The sequence below is a fragment of the Williamsia sp. 1135 genome, from assembly GCF_002095395.1.
In the GTDB taxonomy this organism is placed as follows: domain Bacteria; phylum Actinomycetota; class Actinomycetes; order Mycobacteriales; family Mycobacteriaceae; genus Williamsia.
This window is the reverse complement of record NZ_MJEI01000097.1, coordinates 16,801-42,923: the sequence shown is the minus strand read 5'-3', so window position 1 is coordinate 42,923 and position 26,123 is coordinate 16,801. Positions and strand designations below refer to the sequence as shown.

Annotated in this window: 25 protein-coding genes; 14 read left to right on the top strand and 11 right to left on the bottom strand. The window is 64.7% G+C overall.

Annotated features, from left to right (window positions below; translation table 11 throughout):
• Window positions 1-93: 93 nt before the first annotated feature.
• Together BFL43_RS16425 and BFL43_RS16420 are read right to left on the bottom strand one after the other, a co-directional pair.
• Entirely contained in the window at window positions 94-864 is a 771-nt protein-coding gene (locus BFL43_RS16425; RefSeq protein ID WP_240498307.1) for an SDR family oxidoreductase, read from the bottom strand.
• Window positions 861-1,859, bottom strand: a complete 999-nt coding sequence (locus tag BFL43_RS16420; RefSeq protein WP_084893579.1) for an alcohol dehydrogenase catalytic domain-containing protein — start codon at window positions 1,857-1,859, stop codon at window positions 861-863. Before BFL43_RS16420 ends, BFL43_RS16425 begins: the two co-directional genes overlap by 4 nt.
• 138 nt (window positions 1,860-1,997) lie before the next feature.
• Here BFL43_RS16420 and BFL43_RS16415 point away from each other — a divergent pair, with 138 nt between their 5' ends.
• Window positions 1,998-2,876, top strand: coding sequence for an alpha/beta hydrolase (locus tag BFL43_RS16415; RefSeq protein WP_084893578.1), 879 nt, complete (start codon window positions 1,998-2,000; stop codon window positions 2,874-2,876).
• A 48-nt stretch (window positions 2,877-2,924) separates the two neighbouring features.
• On the opposite strand, the gene BFL43_RS16410 is transcribed toward BFL43_RS16415, so the two are convergent.
• The gene (locus BFL43_RS16410) at window positions 2,925-3,830 is read right to left on the bottom strand and encodes a spirocyclase AveC family protein (RefSeq protein WP_168176660.1); all 906 of its coding nucleotides are present in this window, start codon (window positions 3,828-3,830) and stop codon (window positions 2,925-2,927) included.
• A complete protein-coding gene (locus BFL43_RS16405; protein WP_240498306.1) occupies window positions 3,827-5,554 on the bottom strand; it encodes a class I adenylate-forming enzyme family protein in 1,728 nt (575 codons plus the stop codon). The genes BFL43_RS16410 and BFL43_RS16405 overlap by 4 nt, the downstream gene beginning before the upstream one ends.
• A 157-nt stretch (window positions 5,555-5,711) precedes the next feature.
• On the opposite strand from BFL43_RS16405, the gene BFL43_RS16400 reads away from it, so the two are divergent.
• The 6 genes from BFL43_RS16400 (at window position 5,712) to BFL43_RS16375 (ending at window position 13,843) form a co-directional block, all read left to right on the top strand.
• Window positions 5,712-6,353, top strand: coding sequence for a TetR family transcriptional regulator (locus BFL43_RS16400; RefSeq protein WP_084893576.1), 642 nt, complete (start codon window positions 5,712-5,714; stop codon window positions 6,351-6,353).
• 136 nt (window positions 6,354-6,489) lie between these two features.
• Window positions 6,490-8,190 carry a class I adenylate-forming enzyme family protein gene (locus BFL43_RS16395; protein ID WP_084893575.1) on the top strand — a complete coding sequence of 567 codons (1,701 nt, stop codon included), beginning with the start codon at window positions 6,490-6,492 and terminating at the stop codon, window positions 8,188-8,190.
• Between the two features lie 280 nt (window positions 8,191-8,470).
• Window positions 8,471-9,721, top strand: coding sequence for an ABC transporter substrate-binding protein (locus tag BFL43_RS16390; protein ID WP_084893574.1), 1,251 nt, complete (start codon window positions 8,471-8,473; stop codon window positions 9,719-9,721).
• Between the two features lie 55 nt (window positions 9,722-9,776).
• Entirely contained in the window at window positions 9,777-12,542 is a 2,766-nt protein-coding gene (locus tag BFL43_RS16385) for a branched-chain amino acid ABC transporter permease/ATP-binding protein (RefSeq protein WP_084893573.1), read from the top strand.
• Complete coding sequence (locus BFL43_RS16380; RefSeq protein WP_084893572.1) at window positions 12,539-13,297, top strand: ABC transporter ATP-binding protein; 759 nt, start codon at window positions 12,539-12,541, stop codon at window positions 13,295-13,297. Before BFL43_RS16385 ends, BFL43_RS16380 begins: the two co-directional genes overlap by 4 nt.
• Window positions 13,298-13,339: 42 nt before the next feature.
• The gene (locus BFL43_RS16375) at window positions 13,340-13,843 is read left to right on the top strand and encodes a metallophosphoesterase (RefSeq protein ID WP_084893682.1); all 504 of its coding nucleotides are present in this window, start codon (window positions 13,340-13,342) and stop codon (window positions 13,841-13,843) included.
• A gap of 26 nt (window positions 13,844-13,869) precedes the next feature.
• On the opposite strand, the gene BFL43_RS16370 is transcribed toward BFL43_RS16375, so the two are convergent.
• Complete coding sequence (locus BFL43_RS16370; protein WP_084893571.1) at window positions 13,870-14,559, bottom strand: class I SAM-dependent methyltransferase; 690 nt, start codon at window positions 14,557-14,559, stop codon at window positions 13,870-13,872.
• Between the two features lie 40 nt (window positions 14,560-14,599).
• On the opposite strand from BFL43_RS16370, the gene BFL43_RS16365 reads away from it, so the two are divergent.
• On the top strand, window positions 14,600-15,568 hold the full coding sequence (locus BFL43_RS16365) for an NADPH:quinone oxidoreductase family protein (protein ID WP_084893570.1): 969 nt from the start codon (window positions 14,600-14,602) through the stop codon (window positions 15,566-15,568).
• Between the two features lie 15 nt (window positions 15,569-15,583).
• On the top strand, window positions 15,584-15,865 hold the full coding sequence (locus BFL43_RS16360; protein WP_084893569.1) for a DUF2277 domain-containing protein: 282 nt from the start codon (window positions 15,584-15,586) through the stop codon (window positions 15,863-15,865).
• Window positions 15,866-15,946: 81 nt separating this feature from the next.
• Here BFL43_RS16360 and BFL43_RS16355 read toward each other — a convergent pair whose 3' ends face one another.
• On the bottom strand, window positions 15,947-16,846 hold the full coding sequence (locus BFL43_RS16355) for an amidohydrolase family protein (protein WP_084893568.1): 900 nt from the start codon (window positions 16,844-16,846) through the stop codon (window positions 15,947-15,949).
• A gap of 75 nt (window positions 16,847-16,921) precedes the next feature.
• On the opposite strand from BFL43_RS16355, the gene BFL43_RS16350 reads away from it, so the two are divergent.
• Entirely contained in the window at window positions 16,922-17,653 is a 732-nt protein-coding gene (locus tag BFL43_RS16350) for an alpha/beta hydrolase (RefSeq protein ID WP_084893567.1), read from the top strand.
• Window positions 17,654-17,665: 12 nt separating this feature from the next.
• On the opposite strand, the gene BFL43_RS16345 is transcribed toward BFL43_RS16350, so the two are convergent.
• From BFL43_RS16345 to BFL43_RS16325, 5 genes are read right to left on the bottom strand one after another with little or no spacing between them, the layout of a single operon-like run.
• Complete coding sequence (locus BFL43_RS16345; RefSeq protein ID WP_240498305.1) at window positions 17,666-18,616, bottom strand: LLM class flavin-dependent oxidoreductase; 951 nt, start codon at window positions 18,614-18,616, stop codon at window positions 17,666-17,668.
• Window positions 18,613-19,026 carry a carboxymuconolactone decarboxylase family protein gene (locus BFL43_RS16340; RefSeq protein WP_084893566.1) on the bottom strand — a complete coding sequence of 138 codons (414 nt, stop codon included), beginning with the start codon at window positions 19,024-19,026 and terminating at the stop codon, window positions 18,613-18,615. The genes BFL43_RS16345 and BFL43_RS16340 overlap by 4 nt, the downstream gene beginning before the upstream one ends.
• Window positions 19,023-19,874, bottom strand: coding sequence for an NAD(P)-dependent oxidoreductase (locus BFL43_RS16335; protein WP_084893565.1), 852 nt, complete (start codon window positions 19,872-19,874; stop codon window positions 19,023-19,025). Before BFL43_RS16335 ends, BFL43_RS16340 begins: the two co-directional genes overlap by 4 nt.
• On the bottom strand, window positions 19,871-20,608 hold the full coding sequence (locus BFL43_RS16330; RefSeq protein WP_084893564.1) for an SDR family oxidoreductase: 738 nt from the start codon (window positions 20,606-20,608) through the stop codon (window positions 19,871-19,873). The genes BFL43_RS16335 and BFL43_RS16330 overlap by 4 nt, the downstream gene beginning before the upstream one ends.
• 13 nt (window positions 20,609-20,621) lie before the next feature.
• A complete protein-coding gene (locus tag BFL43_RS16325) occupies window positions 20,622-22,088 on the bottom strand; it encodes an aldehyde dehydrogenase (protein WP_084837408.1) in 1,467 nt (488 codons plus the stop codon).
• A 66-nt stretch (window positions 22,089-22,154) separates the two neighbouring features.
• Between BFL43_RS16325 and BFL43_RS16320 the strand changes: the two genes are divergently transcribed.
• Genes BFL43_RS16320 through BFL43_RS16305 form a run of 4 tightly spaced genes read left to right on the top strand, consistent with a single transcriptional unit; the run spans window position 22,155 to window position 26,123 of the window.
• On the top strand, window positions 22,155-22,745 hold the full coding sequence (locus tag BFL43_RS16320; protein WP_084893681.1) for a TetR/AcrR family transcriptional regulator: 591 nt from the start codon (window positions 22,155-22,157) through the stop codon (window positions 22,743-22,745).
• Complete coding sequence (locus BFL43_RS16315) at window positions 22,742-23,980, top strand: cytochrome P450 (protein ID WP_084893563.1); 1,239 nt, start codon at window positions 22,742-22,744, stop codon at window positions 23,978-23,980. The genes BFL43_RS16320 and BFL43_RS16315 overlap by 4 nt, the downstream gene beginning before the upstream one ends.
• Window positions 23,980-24,774 (top strand): SDR family oxidoreductase, encoded by a 795-nt coding sequence (locus BFL43_RS16310; protein WP_084837406.1) that lies wholly within the window; start codon window positions 23,980-23,982, stop codon window positions 24,772-24,774. Before BFL43_RS16315 ends, BFL43_RS16310 begins: the two co-directional genes overlap by 1 nt.
• On the top strand, window positions 24,771-26,123 hold the full coding sequence (locus BFL43_RS16305) for a cytochrome P450 (RefSeq protein ID WP_084837405.1): 1,353 nt from the start codon (window positions 24,771-24,773) through the stop codon (window positions 26,121-26,123). The genes BFL43_RS16310 and BFL43_RS16305 overlap by 4 nt, the downstream gene beginning before the upstream one ends.

Here is a 26,123-nt window from a genome sequence, read left to right as displayed (position 1 = left end):
TCCGTTTCCCGTCCCGGGCGGGTTCACCGGGCCCCGGGCGGCGTGAACATCTCGCCCTACCGGCGAAATCGAGCTGAACCGGTGCAGATCAAGTCAGCTCATCGCGGCAAGGTGTTTGAGCAGATCGGGGTATCGGCGGGTGTGGGCGTCCCCGTTGACGTCGAATGCGGCGCCCGTGATCCATGCGGCCTTGTCCGACAGCAGGAATGCGACCATCGCCGCGATCTCCTCGGGTTTTCCGCTGCGTCCGAGCGGGGTGTTCTCGTGGTAGTCCTCGAGCATGCCGGGGACCAAAGACAGCCCGGCCACCAGTGGGGTATCGACCAGTCCTGGCGAAATGGCATTGACCCGGACACCCCGATCACCGAGTTCGAGGGCCGCGACCTCGGTCAGCATGAGCACCGCAGCCTTGGCAGCGCAGTACGCCGCCATACCCTTCGCCGGCTGGCGACCGTTGAGTGAAGCGATCGTGACGATCGAACCACCGTCGAGGATGTGCCGGGAGGCGTACTTGAGGGTGAGGAACGTGCCGGTCTGGCAGACCGCGATCGTCGTGTTCCAGTCCGCGAGACTCAGATCGGCGATGGCGCCGGGAATGGTCAGACCGGCACAGTTGACCACGGACTGCGGCTTCCCGTACTTCTCGGAGACGTGGTCGAACAGTGCGCTCACGGATTCTTCGCTCGTGACGTCGACGGCTGCTGACACGCTCTGACCGCCGATCTCGCCGGCACGTTCGGCAGCGGCTGCGGCGTTCACGTCGGCGATGACCACGAGATCGCCGGTGCCGCTCAGTTCTTGCGCGGTGGCCAGCCCGATTCCGGACGCGCCGCCGATGATGATCGATACTGGAGATGAGCTCACGGGGTACTCCTCGGTAGGGGCGTGATGATGATTTTCTGCTGATCAGTGGGATGGCTGAGATCCTCTGCGACCTCCTGGAGGTCGTCGAGCGCGGCAAAGGCGCTGACGTAGCCGTCGAGTCGCAACTCATCGCTCCCCAAAGCGACAGCGGCGGCGGCGAATTCGTCACGGGAGTAGTAGCTGACGAAACTCATGGTGATGTCTTTGACCACCGCGCCGACAGGCATGAAGGTGTCCTCGGTCATGCACACTCCCGCGACGACGACGTGACCGCCGGCGGCGACCGCGTCAACGCACGCGGCAACCATGCCGCTCTTGCCGACGCACTCGATCACGACGTCGAAATCGGTTCCCAGGGGAGTGGTCGTCGGGTCGATGACACGGCTGGCACCCATGGCGGTGGCACTGTCTCGACGTCCTGGTACCGGGTCGACCACAGTGATGTCGGCGATACCTCGATGTCGAGCCCAGACCACGATGGACAGGCCCACGGGGCCGGCCCCGATGACCAGCACTCTGTCGCCGCTGCGGGCGTGCCCGCGATTCAAAGCGTGCAGACCGACCGCGAGTGGCTCGACGAGGGCACCGGTTCGCAGGTCGATCGACGGTTCGAGCGCCACGGTCTCAGATGCGGCGACGGCGACGTACTCGGCGAATCCGCCGGAACGGACACCCAAGCCGAGAGGTTGCGGGGTGACGCAGCGCGCCGGATCGCCTTCCGCGCAACGGCGGCATCGCCGGCAGCCGATCACCGGCAGAGCCGCTGCGGGGGTGCCGATCGGCCACAGCCCGGCAACGTCGGGTCCGGCCGCGACAACTTCTCCGGCGAACTCGTGACCCATGATCGTCCCGTCGGGCAACAGTGGATAGGTCTTGAGATCGGAACCGCACACCCCGCAGCCGTGGACGCGCAAGATCAATTCGTCAGGTCCCGGCTGCGGATCGGGTACCTCTCGAACGGTGAACTTCCCGCCTTCGATCACTGCTGCCCTCATGATGATCGATTAGTTCACATGCGCATTCTCGATGTCAATGGTGGTATTCGATGATTGGTTGTGTAGCAATGCTTTTCGCCCCGCATTTGCACTGTGCGAACATCTTGCGCAGGTGATGCTCCCCGATACACTTGGCCTATGCCACGCGACGAGAGCCATTCGACGGTCACGGTCGGAGGGTTGGGGTTCGATGTCCGATCCCGGCCGGGTGGAGAAGAGGGCCACGATCCGGTGATCCTGCTCCACGGCTTCCCGGAGACATCTGCGTCGTGGTCCACGGTTGCGGACTTGCTGGCCACCGCAGGAATCACCTCATACGCACCGGATCAGCGGGGCTATTCGCCGGGTGCACGACCAACGGATATCGCCGACTACCGTCTACATGAACTGGTCGGCGACATCGTCGGTCTCTGCGACGAGTTGGGCCTGGAGCGAGTGCACCTTGCCGGCCATGATTGGGGCGCCATCGTCGCGTGGGCCGTCGCCGCAGCGCACCCGGACCGGATCTCGACGGTGACCGCGGTGTCGGTGCCGCATCCGGCGGCGTTCGCCTGGGCCAGGGAGAACGACCCCGATCAACGTGAACGGTCGGGGTACATGGAGTTCTTCGCGAAGCCGGACGAACCGGAGCAGGCGCTGCTCGCCGACGACTGTGTCGCTCTGAGACTGGGATTCGGCGACGTCGTACCCGCAGACGCGGTGGCCGAACACCTGCGGGTCCTCACCGCGCCCGGAGCGATGACCGCCGCACTCAACTGGTACCGCGCGATGGACTCAGCCGACCACCACATCGCCGATGTCACAGTGCCCACGACCTTCATCTGGAGTTCCGGCGACATAGCGATCATGCGGGCCGGTGCGGAGCGGTGTGGGCAACACGTCAGCGGGCCCTATCGCTACATCGAGATCCCCGACGGAAGTCATTGGGTGCCAGAAGAGTTCCCGAGCGTGGTCGCCGACGCGATCACCGCGCAGATTCAGGCGTATCCGAGCGGCGCACCACTGCCGCCACGTTGATCCGAAGGGTTCGCCGGAGATGGGTGCCGATCACGCCGACCGTCAGGTTCAGGGAGACAGCCAGCTCGGTGTCGGAGCGATCGTCGAACCGGACAGCAGCATGAGGCCGATGTTGTAGGCCAGGAACACCAGGTTCAACAATCCGGCCAGTGCCAGGAGCCGGACCACGGTGGGCACGCTGCCGCGTAACGTGTCGATACCCGGATCGAGGCGGGAGAACCTGTTGTCTCCCCGGAAGTACATGAGAATCCCCGGTAGCGCCCAGACGAATCCGAGCATCACGCCCTCGTACAGCGGCCACTGGTCGACGGTTCCGTCCCGAAGCGCGAGTGAGTCGGTGACCCGATTCCACACCAGCAGGCCCTGCGAGATCCCGGCCATCTCGAATGCGGCATCGAGGACGACGAACAGGAGCCAGACCACGAGGACGAGCAACACCGGTGAGGAGACTCCGATGCGACGCAGTCCACGCAGGATCGAGTAGCTCAGCAGGCCAAAGATGGGCAGCAGGGCGAAGAAGACGAGGGCTTCGAACAACGGTTGCGGCAACGTGGGTCCGGAGACGGGAACAAACGGCAGATGTGCCACCCAATCTCCGCTGTCGCGGAAGTATGCGTTGTAGGTGAAGTTGTGATCGGCCGCGTTGACGAGCGGATCCTGCCAGTAGACGGCCGACCACGCGAACGTCAGCAGGATCGGCCACGTCAGGCTACGTCGCCGCCACCACTGGCCGACGAGAAAGATCAGACATCCCGTCGCCAGAACGATCAAGATGATCTCGGCGCGTGCGACATTGGCCAGGACCTCGTCCGAGATCGGATCAGCTCCGCGCGGCTGGGGGGTCCGATCTGACAGCAACCATCCGATGTACCCGTACACTTGGACGACCAGGAAGACGATGCCGACGGCGGCCAGCGCGAAGGCTGCGCTGCGCTGTCGATGAACCCGGTTCACTGTCCTGGGGGGTTGTGATCCAGAAATGACTGCCGCAGAACCCGTTTGAGGAGCTTCCCGGTGGCGTTGCGGGGTAGCGGCTCGGTGTTGAAGACCACCTCGTCCGGGATCTTCAGGGAACTCAGGGTCGCGCCGACGATGGCCTTCACCTCGTCGCTGCTGATGCCTGCATACTCTGCCCGCGGGCAGACCGCTGCGATCAGCCGTTCGCCCAGCCGTGGATCCGGCACCCCGAACACGGCCACCTCGGTGAATCGATCAGACGCTGCAAGAACGGATTCGACCTCCACGCACGAGATGTTCTCTCCCCGGGTGATGACCAGATCCTTCTTGCGGTCCACCAGGTAGACCAGGCCGTGCTCATCGACGTAGCCGATATCGCCGGTGCGCAACCAGGATCCGTCGAACGCGGCATCGGTGTCGGCAGGGCGTCCGAAATATCCCTTCATGATCAGGCCGCCCCGCAGATACAGCTCGCCGACACCACCCGCGGGAAGTTCACGTCCGTCGGCGTCGATCACACGGACATCCATGGTCGGACTCATCGGTCCCGCGGTATCCGGGAAGGCGCCGAGGATGTCGCCGCCTGCAGTACAGACACTCCCGCCCACCTCGGTCATGCCCCATCCGGAACTTCGGCGTGAATGCGGTAAGCGCGCGGATATCTGGGCGGTGATGTTGGGTGGCGTCGCCTGACCACCGGGTACCACGTTCACCAAGGTCCGGAGCTTGTCCTCGGCGCCGCCGATTGCCATCAGATCGCTGACAACCATGGGAGGACCGGACATCAGGGTGATGCCATGGCGCTCGATCAGGTCCGCGGCCCGGTCCGGATCCCACCGGTCCATGGTGACGATGAAGCCGCCTGAACCCATTGCCGAGGAGAGCGCGGCCAGACCCGACACGTGGAACAGCGGGAAGATCAGCAGCGCGCTGATCTGTGGCATGAAGCCACGCACCTCGTCGACCGACAGGCCGTACGTGTTGGCGGCGAAGGCGATGTTGGTGTCGGCGACGAACCGCATGTTGAGCACCACGTTGCACATGTTGCGATGCGTGAGCTCAACACCTTTCGCGGCGCCCGACGTTCCTGAAGTGAACAGGATCAGCGCCGTCGAATCAGGGTCCGCCGGCGGGGAAGGGAGGTCCTGATGGTCACGAGCGATGATCTTCCGGAGGTCGGCCGCGTCGTCGACGTCGGTCTGCGTCGCGATGACCCTGGTACGTGGGTCAGCCGTCCGCACCAGATCGACCCTTCGCGGGTCGACCACGGTCACCGTCGACGGGACATCCGCCATCGCGGCGGTCAGTTCGGTGGTCGAGCTACGTGCGTTGTAGAGCACTGCGACACCACCGGCGCGCAGGATCGCGAAAAGTGTTACCAGATAGGCGTACTGATTGCTCATCACTATGCCGACGTGGTCGCCGGTGGTGATGCCGTAGTCGCGGACGAGCGCGGCGGCCAGGCGGTCGGCATCGGCGAACACCTCGGCGTATGTGTGGGTGGTCTCGCCGTCGGTGACCAACAGGTTGTCGCCGTGGTCGCGGCCGAGTGCGGCGAAGACGTCGTACAGGCTGGACTCGGCGTGTCGATAGGTACGGATCAGCTCGCCACGCACGATTGTCGAGGTCATCTCGAAGGGTGCACCCGGTGAGGTCAGTGACCGTTCGATCTCACGGTACGTCTCGACGACGGACTGGGTGTCCACGGTTCCCTGGCTCACACGCCTGCTCCTTGATGCGCGGTCCGCAGTGGATCGCGCGAGATTTGCACTGTGCAAACAATGAGACCTGGGTCACAGTTTGCTGTGCCCATTTAGTCATAGTGGCCTTTATGTGTCAATCGCCACGGAGTGGCTCGGAACTCGCTACTGTGCACCGATGGTCATCAGCGCCAAGGGAACCCGGCTCAATCGGCGCGGGCTGGAAACACGTCGTCACCTGCTCGAGGTGGCGATCACGTGTCTCGCTGCTCATGATGCCGCCGACCCGGCCAGTGCGAGTCAGATCGCGCGAGAGGCCGGCGTGACATGGGGGACGGTCCAGCATCAGTTCGGTGATGTGGACGGGCTCTGGGCGGAAGTGCTGGCGCTCATCCTGGACGAGTGGGAACTCCTGCCCTCGAAGTCGGCCCCGTCGCCCGATGCTTCACCGGAGTCGACAGCGGATCGCGTTGCCGCGATCGTCGACCGGTTCTGGAATCTGCTGGGGACACCTCGCGCCCGGGCCGTCAACAATCTCCGAACACTGCTGCCGGGAGACCGGTCCGAACTCGAGTCGGCGTACCCGCGGACCGCAGGGGCCATCGCTGACTGGGACCGGGTGTGGACTGCCTCCTACGAAGGAGCCTTCATCGGCCTGCCCGTGAACCAAGCACGTCTGCGTCGCGTTCGGATCTTCCTGCCCGGAGCGCTACGCGGGTTGCGCGCCGAGTTCGAGATGAGCACCTATGCCGATGAGCCCGAGGGGCGCCGCGGTCTCGTCGAAGCCATCGTCGTCTATCTGGCCACGGAGGATCGATGATGGATTCTGCTGAATCGGACACCGCTGGTGGTCTATCTTCGACTAGAACGTGTTCTCGTTGGAGGTCGCGTGTTCGTCCCAGGGGCCTGCCTCCTGCGGAGTTGTCACAGCGGAGAAGTCATAGAGGAGACCCCACATGACCGCAGCTCTCGAATCGGTGTCCGTGTATCGCGAGCTCGAGTCCGACCTGACCGGTCCGCAGGGTCCGTTCGCGCTGACGACGCTCGACGTTGCCGGAGAGTCCATGAGGGTCTACCGCGACACCCCGGGCAGTCTCGATGACGTCTTGCGTGGCCTGACCGACGCCTACGCCGACAGCACCCTCCTCATCGAAGAGGGGGTCGAATACACCTATCGCGACGTCGCGGAGCTGGCGGAGCGGTTGGCCGGGGCACTGGGTGCGGAATATCGGGTCGAGGCCGGGCAACGGGTCGGTGTGATCATGAGAAATCAACTGGCGTTTGTGGTCTCACTGATGGCGATCGCGCGACGTGGCGCAGTGGCGGTGCTGTTCAACAGTCGTGAGACGCCCGGTCAGATCGGTGCAGCAGTGTCCGACGCGTCCTGCGTCGTGGTGATCGCAGACGGCGCACGTGCCGCTCTCGTCCGAGAGAGCGACGTACTCGCCGAGCTGATCGTGGTCGACGGTGAACTGCCCACCGGCCCGGCGCGGGACTATGCCGGCCTCGTCGCGAGCGGATCGGTGAGCCCGGAACCGGCGGCCGTGACCGCTGACTCCCCATGCCTGATCCTGTTCACCTCAGGTACGTCGGGGCGGAGCAAGGGTGTGGTCCTCACGCAGCGCAACGTTTGCACGATGATCATGAATCTGCGACTGATCAAAGAGATGAACATCGCGGTGAATGCCCGTAAGTACGGCATGGAAGCCGACGCCCTGCGCGACTTGATGCCGAAACTGTCAGCGCTGCTGATCTTTCCGCTTTTCCACACCTCGGGGCTCGTCTCGTTGCTCACGACGATGACGTCGGGTGGTTTCGTGGTGATCCTGCGGAGGTGGAATCCTGCGGCGGCGATCGAGATGATTTCCCGGCACAAACTGGCGATGCTCGCCGGCCCGCCGATGGTCATCACAGACCTGTTGTCGGTGAACCCTCCGCCCGAGGCGGTGGCCAGTCTGGTGAACATCTCACCGGCGGGTCAGGCGACCCCACCGGATCTGGTGGCGAGAATCGGTGCGGTGCTACCGTCTGCCGGCCGTAGCGTCGGATGGGGGATGACCGAGGCGACCGGCAGCATCTGCACGGCGGGCGGGGATCTGCTGGCGGCACACCCGGATTCGTCCGGACCGGTGAGTCCGGTGATGGATGTTCGGGTCGTCGACCCGGCGGGTTCCATCGCGCCACCGGGTGCGATCGGTGAACTCCAGGCCCGCGGACCTCTGATCATGGCCGGATACCTCGATCGTCCGGAAGAGACGACCGCGGTCTTCGACGGGACCTGGTACCGCACCGGTGATCTCGGCTATCTCGACGACAACGGACTCGTCTTCGTGGTCGACCGCAAGAAGGACATCGTCATCTCGGCGGGCGAGAACATCTACTGCGCCGAGGTCGAATATGCGCTCATGGCCTCGGGTCTCTTCGCTGAGGTTGCGGTGTTCGGGGTCCCTCACGAGCGTCTCGGTGAGACGGTGGTCGCCGTCGTGAACACTCACGACGGCCGCGAGATGACGACTGCCGATGTCCAGGACATTGTTCGGGAGACGCTGGCAGAGTACAAGATACCCACCGACGTGGTCTTCGGCCGCGGGCCGCTGCCCCGGAACGCCACCGGAAAGATCCTCAAGCGGAAGGTGCGCGAAGCCTATTCGGCCTGAGTTCTGACCCGGGCGGTCACGTTTCGAGCAAGCGGCGAACGTGATCTTTTTGTGCTGTGCGAGAAACGATTTCATAAAATGGACACTCGTCGATCCGGTTGACGACACGGACGTCCATGCGTAATGTCCCTTACGTTCCACAACAGAAGTGACCTGCATCACCATCGCGTCGTCCTTCACCCTCGCCTGCCGGATTCGCCGGCCGAACAGTCCCTCCGCGAAGGTGTATCGGCGTCGCACATCTCGTTCGCCTCACCACGGACTGAAAAGGACACCACATATGAAGGCACGCAACGTGAGTTGTCGAAGGCATCGGGCAATCGTCGGAGTCGGCATCTCGCTGCTGGTCGCGTCGCTGGGAGTCACTGCGTGCAGTGACGGCTCGGACAGCAGCAGCGACAGTTCGGAGTCCTCGTTGGCAACGACTGCGTTGCCGGCGAACGAGGCGACCGGGGCCCCGATCAAGATCGGGTTCATCAACAGCGAGGGTGGCTCCTTCGCATCCTTCCCGGCCAATCGTGAGAACGCCGAGGCCGCCACCGAATACATCAACGCGAACCTGGGCGGAATCGGCGGGCGGCCCATCGATCTCGTCGTGTGCAAGCAACAGGAAGAGCCGTCGTCCGCGACGAGTTGTGCCAACCAGATGGTCGAGGAGAAGGTGTCCGCCGTCGTCGTTCCCGGCGGAGCGCAGGGCGCGGCGATGCTGCCGATCCTCTCGGGCGCGGGGATCCCGTACACCGGCCCTGTCGGCGTCACCCCGATCGAGCTGACCTCGCCGGACTCGTTCATGTACACGGCGGGCCTGCCGGGCGTGTTGTCCGGAATGGCAGAGTATTCGGCGAAGAACGGCATCAAGAAGATTGCACTCTTGTCCGGTGACGGTGGTGGAACCCCTGCCGCGATCTCGGCGATCGGCACCCCGATCTTCTCCGCGGCAGGCCTGGAGTTGAAGGTCGTCCCGATCCCTTCGGGGGTACCGGATCCGACACCGCAGGTGACCGCAGGTCTGTCTGACAACCCGGATGCGGTGGCCATCGTCGGTGACGCGAACATGTGCATCACGGTGCTCAAGACCATCCAGACCGTGGCTCCCGGAAAAGAACGATTCGTCGTCCCGACCTGTGTAGCACCGGAAGTCGTCGAAGCTGTCGGCGGTTCGGTCATCGAAGGCATCATGGACTTCACCACCGTCGACCTGTATTCGGATGAGCCTGATTCGGTGGAGTACCGCTCGGTGATGGAACAGTATGCGCCGGAGACCGATATCCGCGGCTACGGATACACCGGTTACCAGGGAGTCATGGGCCTGTACCGCGTCATCCAGAATCTGACCGGTGACGTGACTCCGGCCGCGGTGACAGAAGCATTGCGGACTGCGAAGAACACCCCGTTGCCACTCGGCACCGGACTGACGTTCACCTGCGACGGAACCGCGATCCCGCAACTGAAGTCGATCTGCAGCAAGTCCCTGTTGATCGGTGAGGTGGACAGCCAGGGCCGTCCGCAGAATCTCACCCCTGTCGGTTAGATCCGTTCGACCTGCCGGCTCGTCTGTGTCGAATGAGAAGTTGGGAATGAAGTAGATGACCGAACACTTTGCCTATCTGTTCCTAGGTCTGGGCAATGGTGCGGTGTACGCCGCCCTCGGACTCGCGTTGGTGATGACCTTCAAGAGTTCGGGGGTGGTGAACTTCGCCACGGGCGCTGTGGCGCTGTACACCACGTACACCTACGGCATGCTGCGCCAGGGTGAGCTACTGAACCCGATTCCCGGCTTCCCTTCGTCGATCGATCTCGGCGGTGATCTCGGACTTGTTCCGGCTGTGGCAATTTCGCTGGTGATCGCGGCGATCCTCGGGGCCGTGCTGTATCTGGCGATCTTTCGCCCGATGCGGTCGGCGCCGGTGGTCGCCAAGGCAGTGGCCTCGATCGGCCTGATGCTGACGATTCAGGCGCTGCTCGCGTTGCGGCTGGGAACGTCGTCGGTTCCGGTGGCGCCGATCTTCGAGCCGGGGACCATCTCGATCGGCGAGAGCCAGGTGCCCACGGACCGGATCTGGCTTGCGGTCGTGATCGTCGCGTTGGCGACCGTGGTCGCGCTGGCGTATCACTTCTCCCGGTTCGGTGTCGCAACGGAGGCCGCGGCAGAATCGGAGAAGGGCGCCTTCGTCACCGGGCTCTCGCCCGACCGCATCGCGATCAGCAACTGGGCTCTGTCCTCGGTGATCGCCGGGCTCGGCGGCATCCTGATCGCGCCGATCGTCCCGCTCAGTCCGATCGCCTACACGATGTTCATCGTGCCGGCGCTGGCCGCGGCCCTGGTCGGCAACTTCTCGTCGATGGCGCTCGCGGTGGCGGCAGGGCTGGGTATCGGTGTCCTGCAGTCAGAGGGGACCCACTTTCAGAGTCTCTACGACTGGGTGCCTGATTCAGGTGTGTCCGAGGCGATTCCGTTGATCTTGATCTTGGTCTTCCTCGTGGTGAAGGGTCGTCCGCTGCCCAGTCGCGGTGCGATCGTGCATCAGAATCTGGGTCGCGCGCCTCGCCCGAGACGGGTCCTGCTTCCGGCCATCGTGGGTACGGGCGTCGCGGTCGCGGCGGTGTGTCTGACCTCCGGCAGCTACCGAGGGGCGATCATCGCGACGTTCATCTTCGCGATCCTCGGGCTCTCGCAGGTGGTGGTCACCGGGTTCGCCGGGCAGGTCTCACTGGCCCAGCTGACCCTGGCGGGGGCGGGTGCGTTCGGACTCAGTGTGGTCAACACCGAGCTCGGTATCCCGTTTCCGTTCGCGCCGATCCTGGCCGCCCTCATGGCCACGGTGATCGGCGTGGTGGTCGGTCTGCCGGCGCTGCGGATCAGGGGTTTGCCGTTCATGGTCGTGACCTTGGCGCTCGCGGTGTTCCTGGAGGCCTTCTGGTTCCGCAATCCCTCGTTCAACGGTGGGATCGAGGGCGCGAACTTCGACGCGCCCGAGATCTTCGGTGCCGATCTGGGAATCGGCGCGGGGGAGAACTATCCGAGGATCTCATTCGGTCTGATGTGCCTGATCATCGTCGTTGCCGCGGCGGTCGGCGTTGCCCTGTTGCGTCGTAGCCGGCTGGGTTCGGCGATGCTCGCGGTGCGGGCGAACGAGCGGGCCGCCGCCGCGGCAGGGATCAACGTGTCGCGAACCAAGTTGGCCGCCTTCGCGATCGGCTCATTCCTGGCGGGAATCAGCGGCACCCTGCTGGCCTACCAACAGACGCTCGCGACCGCCGGGTCCTACAGCGTCTTCGCGGGTATCGCGATCTTCGCCGTCATCTACACCGCCGGGATCACCTCGGTGTCCGGTGGTCTGCTCGCCGGGGTGCTGGCACCCGGCGCACTGTTGTTCGTCTTCCTCGACCGCGCCTTCGATTTCGGTGACTACTACGCGTTGGTCAGCGGCGTGCTGTTGATCGTCACCGTGATGGTCAACCCTGACGGCATCGCCGGGCGAGTGCAGCATGCGATCGCCTCGCGCCGACAGCCTGCCGGCACCGCACCGACGGGCTCAGAGGTTGCCCGATCGGCCGACGAGGCCGATGGCGTCGCGCGCGTGTCGACATCTGATGTGCCGCTGCTGGCGATCTCCGGGGTGGGCGTTCGGTACGGGACTGTGGCAGCGGTCAGCGATGTCTCCTTCGAGGTGTTCGAGGGTGAGATCGTCGGCCTCATCGGTCCCAACGGTGCAGGCAAGACCACCCTCATCGACGCCATCAGCGGATTCGCCGACGCCGACGGCACCGTGACCCTGGGCGGGCAGAGCCTCGATGGCGTCTCGCCGCACCAGCGCAGTCGCCGCGGGCTGGGCCGCACCTTCCAGGACGTGGAACTGTACGACGACCTGTCGGTGCACGAGAACGTCACCGTCGGTGCACGTGGGGGCGCAAGCGGATCCGCCGGTGTCGACGCGGTTCTGGAACGACTGGGACTCGGTGGTGTCGCAGACGTCACGGTCGCATCCCTGTCGCAGGGGCAACGCCAACTGGTGTCGGTGGCGCGGGTGCTCGCAGGCAATCCCTCGCTGGCGTTGCTCGATGAACCCGCCGCCGGCCTCGACAGCACCGAAAGCCGTTGGCTGGGTGCACGTCTGCGTGCCGTCCGCGACACCGGCGTGACCATGCTGCTGGTCGACCATGACATGGAACTGGTCCTGTCGGTGTGCGACCGGATCATCGTGCTGGATCTGGGCAAGGTCATCGCAACAGGAACCCCCGAGGTCATCCGGGCTGACGAGGAGGTCATCCGCGCCTACCTCGGTGTGCCGAAAGCCGCGGGCGAGTCGTCTCCACCCACCGAACTCACCAAGCCAGGAGTGACGTCATGAGTGCGCTGGTCTGCACCGGACTCGAAGCCGGATACTTCAAGCGAAGTCCGTGCGTGCGCAACGTCGATCTCACCCTCGAGGCCGGACAGGTGCTGTGCCTGCTCGGGCCCAACGGTGCCGGGAAGACGACCTTGCTGATGACGCTGGCCGGGTTGCTGCCGCGTTTCTCCGGTCACGTCAGCGTCGGCGACGCCGCAGTCAAGAGCGGAAGTCCTCGTGCGGCAGTGAGTTCAGGTCTGGTCCTCGTCCCCGACGACCGCGCCCTGTTCCGCGGCCTGAGCGTGCGCAAGAACCTGCAGTTGGCCACTCGGGGCCGCGATCGCGGCAAACAGGCGCTCGGTGAGGTTCTCGACTACTTTCCCGCGCTCGGTGCGCGTCTGAAAGTGGACGCCGGACAACTCTCCGGCGGCGAGCAACAGATGCTCGCCATCGGACGCGCGCTGATCCAGCAACCCAAGGTGCTGCTGATCGACGAACTGAGCATGGGACTGGCCCCGGTCGTCGTCGAATCGATCCTGCCGATCCTGCGGACTGTCGCAGAGCAGCGTGGAACGGCGGTGATCCTGGTCGAACAGCACGTGCACCTGGCACTCGAAGTCGCCGACCGAGCAGCAATCCTGGTGCACGGCGAGATCGTCCTCACCGAGGCCGCGGACGCCCTCCGCCACGATCCCTCTCTGGTCGAACGCGCCTACCTGGGCGCCCGTAAGGACGACTCCGAGAGCGTGGTCGTCGCGACCGACCCGGCGACCTGATCGCCGGGCCGCGTCCATGCACGCACGCGCTACGGTCGTGTGGTGGATCTGCTGCTGATCTCCGACACACACATACCGAAGCGTGCCCAAGACCTGCCGGAGCAGGTCTGGGATGCGGTCGACCGCGCCGATGTGGTCATCCACGCGGGCGACTGGATTGATCTGGCGTTGTTCCAGGCGCTCGAGTCGCGGTCGAAACGGCTGATCGCGTGCTGGGGCAACAACGACGGTGAGGACCTTCGGGCGCGTATGCCCGAACGTGCCGACGTCGAACTGGGTGGGCTGCGTTTCACCGTCACCCACGAGACCGGAGCGTCGGCGGGACGCGAGAAGCGCATGTCCCTCGCGTATCCCGACACCGACGTCCTCGTCTTCGGGCACAGCCACATTCCCTGGGACACCACCACTGACACAGGGCTGCGTCTGCTCAATCCGGGATCGCCGACCGATCGTCGCCGACAGCCGCAGTGCACCTACATGACGGCGACCATCGGCGACGATTCAGGGCTCGAGGTCCGGGTACATCGGCTCCCGGCACGTACGTAGAGCCCGGTTCAGAACGGTGGGGCCTTTCAGAACAGGGGCCGGCCGGGCTCGCCGGAGTCGCGTCGCAGCACCCGCAACGATCCCTGCACGCCGACCTCGGTGAACTGCCCGGTCGAGAGCGCCTTCTCATAGATCTCGAACGGCGGACGTCCGCCGTCCGCGGGGTCGGGGAAGACGTCGTGGATCAGCAGCGCGCCGCCGACGCGCACCCACGGGGCCCAGCCGGCGAGGTCGTTCTGAGCTGCTTCGCTGCTGTGACCACCGTCGATGAAGATGAAGTCGGCGGGCCGTCCCCACACCTTCGCGGCCGCTGTCGACGTGGCCAGCAGCCCGATGACGGTGTCCTCGAGGCCTGCGTCCCACATGGTCTGCCGGAATCGGGCGGACGTGTCGAGGGTGCCGGTGTGTGGGTCGACGAGCGAGGTGTCGTGGTACTCCCAGCCCGGCTGGTGCTCCTCGGAGCCGCGGTGATGGTCGATCGTCACGATGGTTGCGCCCACGGGCTCCGCCGCTGCGCCGAGGAATACGGTGGACTTGCCGCAGTAGGTGCCGATCTCGACGCCGATTCCGACGGCGTCGCCCTTCGACAGATATTGCCCGGCAACCTGATACAGCGCGATGGCCTCGTCGATGGGCATGAAACCGGGGGCGTCGGCGGCAGCTTGGAGGTGCCGCTCGGACGGTTGGTCGGTGCGGGTTTCGGGTACTGATGTCATGCCTGTGATCCTAGTGGCGTGCCGCGTAGGGTTGTGCGTTATGAAGGCGCAGATACTCAACGAAGAAACCGGCCCGAGCGGACTCACCCTCAATGATGTCCCCGACCCCGTACCCAATGACGATCAGGTGCTCGTCGACGTCAAATCCTGCGGGGTGTGCTTTCCCGATCTGCTGATGAGTCAGGGTAAATACCAGCTCAAGGTGCCTGTTCCTTTCACTCCCGGGACCGAGGTCGCGGGCGTGGTCGCACAGGCGCCGGCCGGGTCGGGGTTCTCCGTCGGCGACCGCGTCCAGGTGATGTCGATCGTCGGTGGTTTCGCGGAGAAAGTGGTTGCGGCGCCCGACCAGCTCTTGCGGATCCCGCCGGAACTGAGTTTCGACGAGGGTGCCGCGATGGGCATCAACCTGCAGACCGCGATCTTCGCGCTGAAGACGCGGGCGAATCTGCAGCCGGGGGAAACCGTAGGCGTCCTGGGTAGTGCGGGCGGTGTCGGAGTCGCAACGATCCAGGTCGCAAAAGCCATGGGCGCGAGGGTCATCGCGATCGTCCACCGCAAGGGGGCCGAGGAGTTGCTCCGTTCGGTCGGTGCCGACGAGGTCGTCCAGCTCGAAGAGGGCTGGGGCGCAAAGATCAAGGAGCTCACCGGGAGCGGCGTCGATGTACTCATCGACCCCGTCGGCGGTGAGGTGTTCGACGAGGCGTTGCGTCAGGTCGCACCGGACGGTCGCTTTGTGGTCATCGGGTTCGCAGCCGGTGGGATCCCGACGGTCAAGCTCAACCGCGTCCTGTTCCGCAACATCTCTGTCGTGGGCGCGGCCTGGGGCGAGTACGTGCGTACCCATCCGGCTTTGCCTGCCCAGTTGCACGAGGACCTGACGGCCATGGTCGCGGATGGGATGCGTCCGCCGGTCAACGTCACCTACACGCTGGACCAGTTGCCGCAGGCGCTCGACGACCTGGCAAACGGCAAGATCCTCGGCAAGGCGGTTGTCAAGATTTCCGAGTAACAACAGGGAGGGCCCATGTGCCGCAACATAACTGAACTGCGCGGTCTCGAACCGCCCGCGACCGGCGTCGAGATCGAGGCGGCGGCGCGGCAGTACGTACGCAAGGTCAGCGGCGTGCAGAAGCCGTCGGCGGCCAGCGTCGACGCGTTCGAACTCGCGGTACAGCGGGTGACGGCGGCGACTACCGAGCTGCTGCAGGCGCTGCCGGCCCGGCGCCAACCGCCGAAGACGGTTCCGCCGCTGAGGCGGCCGGAGGTGCAGGCCCGGATTGCGGCGCGCGCGGCGGCTCAGACCTGAAACACCCTGCAAATGCACACGTTTGAGTCATAACCACACGTTGCAACGTGTGCATTTGGCTCGAACGTGTGCATCTGTGGGTCAGGTGATCTGGAACAGCCGCGCCGCGTTGTCGTAGAGCACCCCGCGGGCCCAGTCGTCACCCAGGCCGAGCCGCGTCACGGCGTCAAGGGCGCTGGTGTAGGTGTAGGGGATGTTGGGAAAGTCGCTGCCCCAGAGGATGCGATCGCCGAGGTCGCGTAGCTTCTGGGTCGAGCTGATCGGGAACGGCGCCATCTCTTCGGCGAAGTCGGTGAACGCCATGGTGGTGTCGAGGTGAACCCGGTCGTATGTTGTTGCCAGATCCAGGAACTCATCGTATTCGGGCATGCCCATGTGCGCGATGACGAGCGGAAGACTCGGGAACTTGCGTAAGAGTTCGGTGATCGGTTGCGGTCCGGTGAACTGTCCGGGTGCCGGACCCGATCCGCAATGGATGACCACGGGTATGGCCGCGTCGGAGATTGCACCCCAGACGCCGTCGAGCAGCGGATCAGTCGGATTGTAGTTGCCGACCTGGATGTGCGACTTGAAGATCTTCGCTCCGGATTCGATGGCGGCGTCGACGTAGTGGGGTGCCGAGATCTCCGGATAGAACGTCGCCGTGTGGAGACAGTCCGGCGTGTGTGCGGCGAAGTCGGCGGCCCAGCTGTTGAGCCACGCGGCCATCTCCGGTTTGTGGGGGTAGATCATCGACGTGAACGCGCGTACACCGAACTCGCGCAGGACCTCTACCCGTCGGTCCTCGTCGGCGCGGTAGGTGATCGGCCACTCCCGGCCGACCAGGGGTCCCACCGAATCGAAGTACGCCCAGACCTTGTCCATGACCGGCTTCGGCATGAAGTGGGTGTGCACGTCGATCAGTCCGGGCAGGCCGAGTTGCTGCCAGACGGCGCGGACTGCATCGGCCTCGGCGGCGGACAGCGCTTCGGGTTCAGACACAGTTCTTCACGTTACCCACCGACGGTGTTCACGCCGAAGACGCCTGTCGGTCGGCAGCGTAGGCATACTGGCGTCGTGTCTGCGTCTGCACTTACGCCGGTCGTCCTGGTCCATGGGATGCGCGTCAGTGGTGCCTCGCTGCACCGGATTGCCGCTGCCATTCCCGGTAGACGCGTGGTGTGTCCGGATCTGCCTGGTCACGGTGAGCGCAGGGATGAGACTTTCACCCTTGCCGGCGCCGTCGACGCCGTCGCAGATGCGATCGACGTGCTCGGCCGACCTGCGGTGGTGGCAGGCATGTCGATGGGTGGCTACGTCTCGATGGCAGTCGCGGGCAGGCGTCCCGAACTTGTCGCAGGCCTGGTCGCCATGTGCGCGACCGCGCAACCCAGCCGGTTCTTCGCCACCCCGTTCCGTGCCTTCGGGGCCGCAACCGCCTACCTGCCGGAGCAAGCTGCGACCATGAGCCGGTGGCTGACCCGTGCCGCGGTCGGACGGCAGGTGTCCGAGGACATGGAGGTCGGTGGCCTTGCGTTGGCGTCGATCAAGGACGTCGTTGCCGAGGTATCTCGGTTCGATGCCCTCGGCGAGCTCGCCCGCTATCCGGGGCCGATCGAGTTCATCAACGGTGGCTGGGACCAGTTCCGGGTGAATGAACGTCGCTTCGCGGCGGTGTCACCGCGTGCGAACCTCACCGTGATACCTCGCGCCAGTCACCTGTTCCCACTCATTCAGCCGGAACTCACCGGCGCGTCGATTGCTTCGTTCGCAGAGTCACTCGACGTCAGGACCTCAGCGCGGGGATGACCTTCTCGCCGATCAGGTGGACGCTCTCCCAGGACGGCTTCTCGGGCATGCCTGCGCACAGAGGGGGTGGCTGGTGACGAGTTTGAACTCGCGGCTTCGGCAACGGTTGATCAGCTCATCCGGAGTGCACACGACGTAGCCGGTGCCGCTGCGTAATTCGGCGACGGTTGTCGAGCTGTCCCTGACGTGGGACGCGTGATCGCCGTGCCAGGCGTCGTAGGCTCTGGCGTCGGCGAGGAGAAACTCGCCGTACTCGCGCCAGAAGTGATCGGGATCCTCGGCACAGAAGACTGTCGACGGTCCCGGTGGCGGAGTCATCACGAAGCCGGGGTCGCGACCGTGTGCCCGACATTCGTTGTCGTAGAGTTCGCGCAGTTCGGGATCGGCGACCTGCGGCTGAAAGCCGAGGTTCAGACGTGCCGCCCGTAGCGCTGCCGCTCGTGATCCTCCGCCGTAGGACAACATGGGATGCGGATGCGACAGGGGTGTGGGGGTGACCTGCACCGGGCGTCCATCGAACTCGAACTCGTCACCGGTCCATGCCTGACGCAGAACGTGGATGGCCTGCTCGATGTCTGCGCCCCGCGTCTTCCAGGACGCGCCCAATTGCGCGTATTCGTCAGGGAGATAGCCGAGTCCGAGGGTGTACGACACCCGGCCGCCACTGAGGTGGTCGAGCACCGCGATGTCTTCGGCGAGCCGGAGCGGGTGGTGCAGATTGACGACGATGGCGGAGATCGTGAGCATGATCCGGGAGGTGACGGCCGCGAACGCCGAGGCAACCATCAGTGGATTCGGAAGATATCCGTCGGGGGAGCCGTGATGCTCGGAGAGCATCACGACGTCCTGATCGTGCGTGTCGAGGTAGGAGACCTGTTCGACCGCGCGCGCGAACAGTTCGGCACGCGCGGTCGGTGAGGCGCCAGGCGCCCGGAAGTCGTACCGGGTCGCGAAGAAGGTCATGAGCTCGCTTGGGTCCCGTTGCTCTGCGCCTGTTTCCGCTGGGCTTTCTCGTACTTGCCGATGACGTCGCCGAACATGAAGTTGAGCCGGGTGCCCTGCGGCCACCCGATGTAGTAGCAGAGGAAGAGTGCGATCTCGCGTAATTGGTCACCGTCGAGTTCCCCGTTGCCCAGTGCGGCACCCGCTTGGATCTCTGCGACATCTGTCTGTCCGGTGGCCGCCAACGCGCCCAGGAGTAGCAACCGACGGTCCCTGATCGAGAGCCCCTCACGCGTCCACACCTCGCCGAAGAGATGATCGGCGGTGTGCGCGAAGAAGTCTCCCGGCCCGTCTTTCATCTCCCAGCCGTAGACCTTGGACATCATGTCCAAGCCCTTTTGACGCTGCTCAGTGGTGTCTTCCGATGTCATGCGTTGTCCCTTCCTACGCCCAAACCGTCGGCAAACCGTTCCAAGGCGATCTCGCCCAGCGGAAGTTCCACGCCCAGTTCGGTTCCCAATTGCAAGGCCAGTCCGAGATCCTTTTCGCCGAGTCCTCGGACGTGGGTGAAGATGTCGTACCAGAAGTCGTCGGCTGCAATCGGGGCGGTGGTCTCCCGCAGCATGATCGCTCCGGCGCCACCGGTGATCGCGTCGGTGTGGCGAACCACCTTGCCGAGTTTGACGATGTCGATCCCGGCTGCCTCGGCGAGCCGAGAGGCCTCGGTGGTGGCGGTGAACGAGATGAAGTGAAGGAGGTTCCGGGCCAGCTTCATCTTGGTACCGGCCCCGATCGGCCCGGCGTGGATCATCATGTCCGACACCAGCGAGTAGGGTTCTTTCAGTTTCAGATAGGCGTCCCGCTCGCCGCCGACCATGATCGCCAGACGGCCCTGTTTCGCTCCGTCTGCACCCCCGGACACCGGCGCGTCAACCAGGGCCACGCCCTGCGCCGCACACTGCTTTTCCAGATCGACCGCGGTCTGGGGGCTGATCGTCGAATGGATCGCGATCACGGTGCCCGGCTCCGCGGTCTCGAGGATGCCGTTCGGACCGGCAACCACAGCGTTGACCTGCTCGTCGTTGAGGACGGTCACTCCGATGACGCTCGCGGACTTGGCAAGCTCGGCAGCGGAATCAGCGCGCGTCGCGCCCTCCACGTCGACATCCGGGTTCAGGTCGCAGAAGGTCAAACCGCCGTCCCATCCGGCCAGCTTCTGCGCCATCGGAAGTCCCATGTTGCCCAGGCCGATGAAACCGACGGGTGTGTGATCGCTCATGACCGGATGATCTGTCCGCCGTCGACATTGAAGATCTGCCCGGTGATCCAGCTCGCCTCGTCGGAGAGTAGGAACAGGAGCATGCCGACGAGGTCGTCGGGAGTCCCCATCCGGGACAGTGGCAGCTTGGCGACCATGTCCTTGACCATGTTGCCCGGCGTGGTCGACTTGGTGGCCTCGGTGTCGATCGGCCCTGGCGCGATGGCGTTGACGCGAATGCCGGAACCGCCGAGTTCGGTGGCCAACTGCTGGGTCAAACCGTTGACGCCGACTTTCGCGAGACCGTAGAAGCCGCTGTAGAGCCATGCAGCGGTGGACGATTGGTTGACGATGGCACTGCCGGGTTTCATGTGTCCGTAGACCGCGCGGGTCACGTTCAGTGCCCCGTCGAGGTTCACGCTCATGAACTTCTTGTAGTAGTCCCACGGCACGGTGATCAGGAAGTCGAGCTGCATTCCGCCGTAGATCGCGGCGTTGTTCACCAGGTAATCGATCTGGCCGTACGCATCGAGGGTGGCGGTGGCCAGGGCCTGCGCGGACTCCGGGTCGGCGACATCGGTGTTGACGTAGAGACCACCGATATCGGCGGCGACCTGCTTGCCGGCCTCGTCGTTGAGGTCGGCCACCACGACATTGGCGCCCTCCGCAGCCAACTGGCGTGCGTAGACCTCGCCGATGCCACCGGCGGCTCCGGTGACGATGGCGGTCTTGCCTTCGAATCTGTTGTTGCTCACTGTTTCTTGCTCCCTATGCTGGTGTCGCGATGGCTTTGGTTTCCAGGTACTCCTCGAAGCCGGCCACACCCATCTCGCGGCCGATTCCGGATTGCTTGTAGCCGCCGAACGGGATGTCGGCTGAGTACCAGATCCCGCCGTTGATGCTCATGGTCCCGGTGCGTACCCCGTCGACCACCTTCTTGATGCGGTCGGGATCGGTACCCCAGACCGCGCCGGACAATCCGTACGGAGAGTCGTTGGCGATCCGGATCGCGTCGTCGTCGCCGTCGTGCGGGATGATCACCAGGACGGGGCCGAAGATCTCCTCCTGGGCGACCCGGGCCGAGTTCTCGACGCCCGAGATCAGCGTCGGCTCGATGAAGTAGCCCTTGTCCTTGTTCGCCGGGCGCCCGCCACCGACCTCGATGGTGCCGCCTTCGTCGCGGGCGAGCTGGATGTAGCTCTCGACACGGTCACGCTGTACCGCGGAGATGACCGGTCCGCAGATCGTCCCAGAATCGGTGGGATCGCCGGCAGGCAGCCCGGCCATGCTGTCGCGCACGTGTGCGATTGCCTCGGAGTACTTTTCACGCGGCACCAGGAGGCGGGTGGTGATGGCACATCCCTGGCCCGCGTGGGTGACCACGGAGAATCCGGCCATCGAGCAGGCCGAGGCGAGGTCGGCGTCGTCGAGGACGATGAACGCCGATTTGCCGCCGAGTTCGAGGAACACCCGCTTGAGTGACTCGGCCGCGGCGATCATCACCTTCTTGCCGGTGGCGGTGGAACCGGTGAACGAGACGATGTCGACCCGGGGGTCGGTCGAGAGCAGTGCTCCGACGCTGTGGTCACTCGAGGTGACGATGTTGATGACGCCGGCGGGGATGTCGGTCTCCTCGGCGATGACCTTGCCGACCAGCGCCGCACACCAGGGGGTGTCGGGGGCGGGCTTGAGCACGACGGTGCAGCCGGCGGCCAACGCGGGCCCGATCTTGGCGAAGTTGATCTGGTGGGGAAAGTTCCAGGGTGTGATGGCGCCGACGACGCCGGCGGCCTCGCGCTGCACCACGCGGTCGTTCTTGATGCCCATCGGCTTGGCGCGACCGAGATCGGAACTCCACTGGTAGTTCTCGGCCAGGTCGGCGAAGTAGCCCAGGTCCGCGATGGGTCCCTCGAGCTGCGGGCCCGAGGTGAGGAAGTGCGGTGCCCCCACCTCGGCGATGGTGATCTCACGTAGTTCGTCGACGTGGCCCTGTAGTGCATCGCGTAGTTGGCGGAGGCACTTCGCGCGGAACGCCGGATCACGTGACCAGGTGGTGGTGTCGAAGGCGGTACGTGCTGCCGCGATGGCCGCGTCCATGTCGGCGGCGGTGCCGTCGGCGGCTTGCCCGATCACCTCCTCGGTGGCCGGGTTGATGATGTCGAAGGTGCCGCCGGATCCCGGTACCAATTTTCCGTCTATCAACAGCTCGGAGCTGCTTTCTGGCCTCAGCGTCATCGCCGATCGCCTCCTTCTGGACACGTGTCTGGACTCGCGTTTGAACCTAGTGTAATGTCACTGTCCATGTCCAGTCCGGTTTCTTTCGAATCCACCCGCCGTCGGCTCACCACCGCGCAGGCAGACACGGTGAACAAGCTCACCGAGGCTGCTGTGGAGGTGCTCCGCGAAGTCGGCTACGACGCCTTGACGGTGCGGTCGGTGGCCAAGCGTGCCGGTGTCGCGCCCGCGACCGCCTATACCTACTTCAGTTCCAAGGGACACGTGGTCGCCGAACTGTTCTGGCGCCGTTTGGCAGAAGAGATCGTGGAGCCCGATGCGTCGCTGCCCAGGGCAGAGCGGGTGGCTGTTGTTCTTCGTTCGGTGTCACTCGCGGTAGAGGACGACAACCAGTTGGCGCGGGCGGTCACGGCGTCGCTGCTCGGATCCGACCCCGACGTCGAACACCTACGGGTGCGTATCGGCGTGCTGATCCGGCAGCGGCTGTCATCGGCGCTGGTTGCAGATACCGGGGCGCCGGCCGACGAAAGCCTGCTCGAAGCACTCGAAATGCTGTACTCCGGCGCGCTCGTCCGCGCCGGTATGGGTTACGAAACGTATTCCGCCATTGCCGATCGGCTCGTCGCCGCGGCCAATCTACTGCTGGAGAACCGATGACCGCAGGTATGCAGACCCCGAACCTTCGTGACCCGTTGCCGTTCGACCCGTACGACTACAACTTCCACGAAGATCCGTACCCGACTTATGCGCGGCTCCGGGCCGAGGCGCCGGTCTATCACAACGCGGACATGGACTTCTGGGCCTTCGCCAAGCACGAAGACGTGCGCAACGGGTTCCGTGACGCGGCTCGGCTCTCGAACAGCTGGGGTGTGTCGATGGATCCCGCCGCCTACGGGCCCGACGCGCACAAGTCGATGTCCTTTCTGGCCCTCGATGATCCGAAGCACATGCGGATTCGCAAACTGGTGTCGAAGGGGTTCACGCCCAAGCGGATCGGTGAACTCGCCGAACGGATCGCCGAGCTCACCCACCAGCACTGGGATCGCTGCCTGGAGATGGGCGAGTTCGACTACGTGACCGAGTTCGCCGGCCTGCTGCCGATGGATGTCGTGTCCGAGCTGCTCGACGTGCCGGTGTCCGACCGAGCCCACCTGCGCACCCAGTCCGATCTGCTGATCCACCGCGAGGAGGGAGTCTTCGACGTCCCGGAAGCGGCCGTCTACGCCTACTTCGAGTTGACCCGCTACTACAGCGAACTACTCGTCGACCGGCGCAAGAACCCCGGCACCGATCTGGTGTCGGCGCTCCTCGACGCCGAGATCCTCGACGACGAGACCGGTGAGAAGACCAGGCTCACCGAAGACGAGATCATCGGCTTCATGATCCTGATGATCGTGGCGGGCAACGAGACCACCACCAAACTGCTTGCGAACGCGGTGTATTGGGGTTGGCGTTACCCAGATCAGCTCGCGATCCCGATGGCCGATCCCGAAGCCGTGCCGGCGTGGACCGAAGAGACATTGCGGTACGACAACTCGACGCAGATCGTGGTCCGCAGGGTGATGGAGGACGTCGAGTACGGCGGCTACACCATCCCGGCGGGCCAACGCGTCCTGCTGCTGCTGGGTTCGGCCAATCGTGACGACGACGTTTTCGAGAACGCCGACCGCTACGAGATCGGCCGGGACAGCGCCCAGACTCTCACCAGCTTCGGTCTGGGGACGCACTTCTGCCTCGGTGCGCACCTGGCCCGGCTCGAGTCGAACGTGGCGCTCGGCCAGATCGTCAAGTCGATAAACCAGGTGGACATCGACATCGACAACGCCGAGCGCGTGCACTCGGTCAACGTCCGGGGATTCGCATCTCTGCCGATGAAAGTGAAGGCACGCTGATGCCGCGTTTCGAACCGCAACCCGCCCGTCGTCCCGTGCTCGTCGCCGGTGCCTCGTCCGGTATCGGTGCGGCCACCGCCGTCATGCTCGGTGCTGCCGGACACCCGGTTGCGCTGGGCGCCAGACGAGTTCACAAATCGCAGGAGTTCGTCGACCAGATCAACGAGGCGGGCGGTGAGGCAGTCGCACTACCCCTGGACATCACCGACGCCGATTCGATCGATGAGTTCGTCACCAAGGCGCAAGCGCAACTGGGACCGGCCGAGATCGTGGTGTCCGGTGCGGGCGACCTCGACCCGGGACGCGCTCACGAGATCAGCAACGAGGATTTCGCTGCGCAGGTGAACATCCATCTGCTCGGCGCGCAGCGGCTCTATCGCCGGGTGGTTCCCGAGATGATCACCAGGCGGCGTGGTGATTTCGTCTTCATCAGCTCTGACGTCGTGATGCGTCCCCGCCCGCAGATGGGCGCCTACGTGGCGGCCAAGCGTGGAGTCGAAGGGCTCGCCGAAGCCGCCCAGATGGAACTCGAAGGCACTGGCGTCCGGGCGAGTCTGGTCCGCCCGGGGCAGGTCATGACCGGAATGGGCATGAACTTCACCCCGGAGGTCGCCGAGTCGGTCCTCAATGACTGGATCCCGTTCGGACTCGCGCGCCACAGCAACTTTCTCAAACCAGAACATCTCGCCACAGCAATCTTGACGATCGTTTCCATGCCTCGAGGAGCGCACATGCGCTTGGTCGAGGTCGAGGCCGAAGCCCCGGTCCCACGCATCGAAGGAGACAAGAAGTGACCCTCACGAAACCCAAGCGCGTATCCGGTGGCGAAGGCGAACACGGCCACCTCGAAGAACTCTCGACCGACCCGATCGGACTGTTCTGGCGTGTTCGCGAGGAGTGCGGCGACGTCGGTGTCTTCCAGCTCGCCGATCGCGAAGTCGCGCTCGTGTCGGGAGCCGCGGCGAACGAGGCGTTCTTCCGCGCCTCGGAAGAAGATCTCGATCAGGCGGCCGCGTACCCGTTCATGACCCCGATCTTCGGTGAGGGGGTGGTGTTCGATGCCAGCCCCGAGCGCAGGTCGGAGATGCTGCACAACCAGGCGCTCAAGGGCGCGCACATGAAGCAGCACGCGATCACGATCCCGCAAGAGACCGAGCGGATCATCGCCGAGTGGGGCGACGAGGGCGAGATCGATCTCCTCGAGTTCTTCGCGGAGCTGACGATCTACACCTCGTCGGCATGCCTGGTGGGCAAAAAGTTTCGTGAACAACTGGATGGCCGTTTCGCGCACCTGTACCACGATCTGGAAAAGGGCACTGATCCGATCGCGTATGTCGACGCCTACGCCGACATCGAGAGCTTCCGCAAGCGTGACGCGGCCCGAAAAGGGCTGGTGGAGTTGGTCCAGGAGATCATGGACACCCGTATCGCGGGAGAGCCGGCCACCGATGAGGACAAAGATCTTCTCGATGTGCTGATCTCGATCCGCGACGACGAGGGCAACCTGCGGTTCACCGCGGACACCATCACCGGCATGTTCATCTCGATGATGTTCGCAGGTCACCACACGACGTCCGGTACCGCCGCGTGGACGCTGATCGAACTGCTGCGCCACCCGGAGTACATGGCTCAGGTGACCTCCGAACTCGACGAGATCTACGCCGATGGTGCCGAATACAGCTTTGGTGCAATGCGGCAGATCCCGAAACTCGAGTCGGCCCTCAAAGAGGCACTGCGGCTGCACCCGCCCCTGATCGTGTTGATGCGCGTGGTGCAGAACGATTTCGAGGTCGAGGACTTCCACCTCGAACCCGGTCAGTCGATCGCGGTCTCACCGGCGATCTCGAACCGGTTGCCCGAGGACTTCCCGAACCCGGATGCGTTCGATCCGGACCGGTATCTGGAGCCACGCCAGGAAGACCTGGTGAACCGCTGGACGTGGATCCCCTTCGGTGCCGGCCGGCACCGCTGCGTGGGCGCGCAGTTCGCGATCATGCAGCTCAAAGCCATCTTCTCGGTACTCCTGCAGAACTATGAGTTCGAGATGGCCCAGCCGTCGGAGTCGTACAAGAACGACCACTCGAAGATGGTCGTGCAACTGGCGCAGCCCTGCAAGGTCAAGTACCGCAAGCGCTCCAGGTAG